Origin of the sequence: Streptomyces odontomachi (assembly GCF_024435355.1) — a bacterium.
GTDB classification, from domain to species: domain Bacteria; phylum Actinomycetota; class Actinomycetes; order Streptomycetales; family Streptomycetaceae; genus Streptomyces; species Streptomyces odontomachi.
The window spans coordinates 1-4,227 of the sequence record NZ_JAMJWG010000068.1; the positions used below are offsets into that span (position 1 = coordinate 1).

The following is a 4,227-nucleotide window of genomic DNA, read 5'->3' on the forward strand; positions in this document are numbered from 1 at the left end:
CCCACATCTGACGTACTGTGTCCTCCCGGGACCGCGATACCGGCAGGCGCACCGGACGGTTCCGCCGCCCGGATCCACCCGGTCGTGCCCGGCGGCCGCCCGGCTGCGTCCGGCGGGGAAAGAGCAGGTCGGAGCCCAAGGCAACCGAGTGCACGACCGTCCCGCCGGGGGCGCCTTGACGTCAGGTCGCTCAGTAGAGTGGTGCCGGTCGGTACCCGACCGTGACAGATCGGAAGGCAACAGGCGTGACCGTCGACGACTCGGGCTCCGGCACGGGCACTCCCGGCAACGCCGGCGGTGAGCCCGGCCCCGGCGAGGAGTCGGCCGCCGCCCGGCAGCACGGAGCCGAGAGCGGCCGGCAGGCCGACAACGGCCCCTCGGCCGACCACGCCCAGCGGGCCGGCGCCGACAACGAGTCGGGTGCCGCGGCGGGACCCGGCGGGCAGCACATCGAGCCCGCCGCCGACCGGGTGGACGAACCCGAACAGGACGCGGGGGGCGACGATCCGCTCGCGCTCCGCCTCGAACAGCTGATCCTCGGCGCCGAGCGCCGTTACACCCCCTTCCAGGCGGCCCGCAGCGCGGGCGTCTCCATGGAACTGGCGTCCCGCTTCTGGCGCGCCATGGGCTTCGCCGACATCGGCCAGGCCAAGGCCCTCACCGAGGCGGACGTCCTGGCGCTGCGCCGGCTCGCCGGACTGGTGGAGGCGGGGCTGCTCAGCGAGGCCATGGCGGTGCAGGTGGCCCGCTCCACCGGGCAGACCACCGCCCGCCTGGCGGAGTGGCAGATCGACTCCTTCCTGGAGGGCCTGACCGAGCCCCCGGAACCGGGCATGACCCGGACCGAGGTCACCTATCCCCTGATAGAGCTGCTGCTGCCGGAGCTGGAGGAGTTCCTCGTCTACGTGTGGCGGCGGCAGCTCGCGGCGGCCACCGGACGGGTCGTGCAGGCCGCGGACGACGAGGAGATGGTCGACCGCCGGCTCGCCGTCGGCTTCGCCGACCTGGTCGGGTTCACCCGGCTGACCCGGCGCATGGAGGAGGAGGAACTGGGCGAGCTGGTGGAGGCCTTCGAGACCACCGCCGCCGACCTGGTGGCCGCGCGCGGCGGCCGGCTCATCAAGACCCTCGGCGACGAGGTGCTCTACGCGGCCGACGACGCCGGCACCGCAGCGGAGATCGCGCTGCTGCTGATAGAGACCATGGCCCACGACGAGACGATGCCCGAGCTGCGCGTCGGCATCGCCTTCGGCACGGTCGCCACCCGCATGGGCGACGTGTTCGGCACCACCGTGAACCTCGCGGCCCGCCTCACCTCGATAGCGCCGCGTGACGCGGTGCTCGTCGACGCCGCCTTCGCCGAGGAGATCACCAGGACCGGCGACGCCCCCACCTCCGAAGCGGACGCCGCCCAGGCGGTGGCCGCCGCCGAGAAGGAGGGCGAGGAGCCCCCCACCTACCGCTTCGCACTCCAGCCCATGTGGCAGCGCCCCGTGCGTGGCCTCGGGGTGGTCCAGCCCTGGCTGCTGACCCGACGGGACCGGGACGCGTGAGCCGACCGAGCTGACCCGGCACCCGGGCCGCCCCCTATCTTTCATCCCCGAAGCCCGCATGGCCGCCCGGCACCGGCAGTGCCCCGAGGCGGCCGGATGTGCCCAAGGAGGCCGCATGGACGACCGCAGCGACGCGCACCGCACGGACGACGGGAACGACGGTCCCGGCGAGAACCCCACCCGCAGCTACGGCGACGTGATCCGCATCCACCGTCACGAACACGTCGCGGAACTCGCCCTGGACCGCCCTCGAGCCATGAACGCGGTCTCCTCGGCCATGGCCCGCGCCATCGCCGAGGCCTGCGCGGACCTCGCCGCCGACCGCGAGGTGCGCGCCGTGGTGGTGACGTCGACACATGACCGGGCGTTCTGCGTCGGCGCCGACCTGAAGGAACGCAACTCCCTCACCGACGCCGAACTCCTCCGCCAGCGCCCGCTCGCCCGCGCCGCCTACACCGGCGTCCTCGACCTGCCGATGCCCACCGTGGCCGCCGTGCACGGGTACGCCCTCGGCGGCGGATACGAACTGGCGCTCGCCTGCGACCTGATCGTGGCCGACCCGACCGCGGTCGTGGGGCTGCCCGAGGTGTCCGTCGGGGTGATCCCCGGTGGCGGCGGCACCCAGCTCCTGCCGCGCCGGGTCGGTGCCGCACGGGCCGCGGAACTGATCTTCTCGGCCCGCCGTGTGGAGGGCACCGAAGCGCATCGGCTCGGCCTCGTCGACCAGCTCGTCGAGCCCGGCACGGCCCGCACCGAGGCCCTCGCGCTCGCCGCCCGCATGGCCGCGAACTCCCCGGTCGGCCTGCGTGCCGCCAAGCGCGCCCTGCGCCTGGGCCACGGCCTCGACCTGCGCGCCGGCCTGGAGGTCGAGGACGCCGCCTGGCGTTCCGTCGCCTTCTCGGGCGACCGGGCGGAAGGGGTGGCGGCGTTCAACGAGAAGCGGGCACCGCGCTGGCCCGGCGAGTAGGTTCTCGCCGGGCCGCGCTCCGTCGGAGCCCCGGGCGGTCGTCGCGGCCGCCCCCCGCGCAGAACCGGCTGCGCCCGGGCCCACATCTCACCCCGGCAAAACCTCCCAAAACTCAATAACCTGGAAAAATGCCTGACGATGCCCGGCTGCAAGCCGTCGTGGATCTGGCCCGGGGCATGGCTGCGGCACACTCGCCGCAGCACTCCTGGCACGCCGCCGCCGACGGCGCCCGCCGTGCCCTGAACGGCAGCTTCGCCGCGCTGTCGGTGTGGGAGCGCGACCTGGGCCGGCTCCGCGTCCTGGTCAACGTCGGCGAACGCGCCCCCGGCGAGGAGGAATTCCCCCGGACCGAGGCGTACCCCGTCCACCAGTTCCCCGAGATCACGGAGTTCCTCCACGAACGGTGGACCGGCGGCGGGGAGCCGCGGGCCTGGACGGCGACGGCGGGCGAGGGCACGGGCCCGGACGGCGACACCGGGTTCGCGGCCCCGGCGCCCCGGCCGTCCGCACGCAGCTGGGGCCGGGCGGCAGCCTTGCGCCGCCGCGGGCGGGGCGCCTGCGTCGTCGCGCCGATCATGCTGAACGGCCGGGCGTGGGGTGAGCTGTACGTGGCGCGGCCGGTGGGCGCGCCGGTGTTCGACCGTGCGGACGCCGACTTCGCGACGGTGCTGGCCAGCGTGGTCGCGGCGGGGCTTGCACAGACCGAACGCCTGGAGGAGGCCCGCCGGCTCGCCTTCACCGACGCGCTCACCGGCCTGGCGAATCGTCGAGCCGTCGACATGCGGCTCGACGAGGCCATCGAGAGCCACCGCCGTGCGGGCGACGTCGTCAGCCTCGTCGTCTGTGACCTGAACGGCCTGAAGCAGGTCAACGACACCCAGGGCCACGCGGTCGGCGACCGGCTCCTCGAACGCTTCGGCTCCGTGCTCTCGCTGTGCGGCGCGATGCTGCCCGGTGCGCTCGCCGCGCGGCTCGGCGGAGACGAGTTCTGCCTGCTCGCGGTGGGGCCGACGTCGGATGACGTGGTCCGGGTCGCCGAAGAGGTCTGCCGGCGCGCGGCCGAGTTGCGGCTCGGGGAGGGGGTGGCGTGCGGGGTGGCGTCGACGGGGGATCCGATCGGTCCGATGCGGTCGTCGCGGTGGCTGTTCCGGTTGGCCGACGCGGCGCAGTACCGGGCGAAGGCTGCGCGGGCGGCGGCGCCGGTCGTGGCGGGGCGCGCGGGCCCCGACGACCCCGTCGTACGGCTCGCCGACGCGAGGGGGGCGCCGCGGGCGGGGGAGCGCCGCCGCATCAGGGGGCTGCGCCCCCCTCATACGTGACCGGGGCTTGTCCGGGGTGCCCGGTGCCGTTGCACGTGACCGTGGGTCGTGGCTAGGCCGTTCGTCCGGGTGCCCGGAACCGTTCACGTGACCGTGCGTCGTGGCCTGTGCCCACCCGTTCCGCCCTGCGGAACGACTGCCCACAGAGGGTTTGGGGTGTCCCCTTGTCCCTGGGGTGCCGAAGGGCCGCGTTCGGTGGGGTGGGTGGGTCGGTGTCGTGGGGGTATGTACGTGCTCGGCCGGCGCGATTGCCCTGGACCGCCAGTTCACCGGCACCCAGCGGCGGTCCTGCGCGCGCACATACCCCCACGACACCTCCCGTCTCACTCGCGGCTCTCCCCCGGTGGTTCGTTATTCCTTCCTCCACCCCTTTCGGGGTGTCGCCCCC

At 74.5% G+C, this 4,227-nt stretch carries 3 protein-coding genes; all 3 read left to right on the forward strand.

The window, feature by feature from the left end; all coding sequences use genetic code 11:
• Positions 1-449 precede the first annotated feature (449 nt).
• The 3 genes from NQO67_RS43365 to NQO67_RS43375 all read left to right on the forward strand — a co-directional run bounded on the left by NQO67_RS43365 (position 450) and on the right by NQO67_RS43375 (position 3,839).
• Positions 450-1,553: an adenylate/guanylate cyclase domain-containing protein gene (locus NQO67_RS43365; protein WP_255956171.1), complete on the forward strand. Its 1,104-nt coding sequence runs from the start codon at positions 450-452 to the stop codon at positions 1,551-1,553.
• Between the two features lie 115 nt (positions 1,554-1,668).
• A complete protein-coding gene (locus NQO67_RS43370) occupies positions 1,669-2,520 on the forward strand; it encodes an enoyl-CoA hydratase/isomerase family protein (RefSeq protein ID WP_255956169.1) in 852 nt (283 codons plus the stop codon).
• A gap of 128 nt (positions 2,521-2,648) precedes the next feature.
• The gene (locus NQO67_RS43375) at positions 2,649-3,839 is read left to right on the forward strand and encodes a GGDEF domain-containing protein (RefSeq protein WP_255956170.1); all 1,191 of its coding nucleotides are present in this window, start codon (positions 2,649-2,651) and stop codon (positions 3,837-3,839) included.
• Positions 3,840-4,227 lie beyond the last annotated feature (388 nt).

Coding starts and splice junctions, on each gene's coding strand:
- NQO67_RS43370 (WP_255956169.1), top strand. CDS start 1,669: ATGGACGACCGCAGCGACGCGCACCGCACGGACGACGGGAACGACGGT.
- NQO67_RS43375 (WP_255956170.1), top strand. CDS start 2,649: ATGCCTGACGATGCCCGGCTGCAAGCCGTCGTGGATCTGGCCCGGGGC.